This is a genomic window from Vibrio sp. 2134-1, from assembly GCF_033339495.1.
Window position 1 is genome coordinate 1 of record NZ_JAWOUS010000942.1, and the last position, 521, is coordinate 521.

General features: G+C 44.5%; 2 protein-coding genes. One reads left to right on the plus strand and one right to left on the minus strand.

The window, feature by feature from the left end; all coding sequences use genetic code 11:
• Positions 1 to 419 (plus strand): tRNA-uridine aminocarboxypropyltransferase (locus R7R78_RS29380; RefSeq protein WP_225474996.1); only part of this gene is annotated, 419 nt, incomplete at its 5' end.
• A gap of 9 nt (positions 420 to 428) precedes the next feature.
• Here the strand turns inward: R7R78_RS29380 and R7R78_RS30080 are convergent.
• A partial coding sequence (locus R7R78_RS30080; RefSeq protein WP_225474997.1) for a hypothetical protein occupies positions 429 to 521 on the minus strand: 93 nt, incomplete at its 5' end.

Genomic DNA, 521 nt, shown 5'->3' on the forward strand with positions numbered 1-521 from the left:
ACGCACAGTTAAACGCGTTACTCACCGATGAAGCGTATCAGCATTTTATCCTTTATCCGTCGGAGCAATCACAGTGCCTTTCAGACATTGCGTGTACCGAGAGCGAGCGCACAAGAAAAACACGCTTGATTTTGCTCGATGGCACGTGGAAAAAAGCCTATAAAATGTGGCAGCTTTCCACCAACTTGCACACTTTAACCACAGTAAAGCTTCCCGAGGATTTACAAGGTCACTATACAATTCGTAAAGCGCCTTCAGACAACAGTCTTTCGACAGTGGAAGCAGGGTTTTATGCGTTGAGTTTATTGGAGCCGGATAACGACTTCTCGCCGCTACTTAATGCTTTTGACAGGATGATTGAATTTCAAATCGCCCAGATGCCTCCGGGCGTATTTGAAAAAAATTATTTGAACAAGTAGAACAACGTTCTACAACACAATCGAAGAGAACAATTGGCGGTGTAGCTTTTGCGCGTGACCATCGGTCATTGCGGATATGTAATCGGCAATGACTCGCATTTT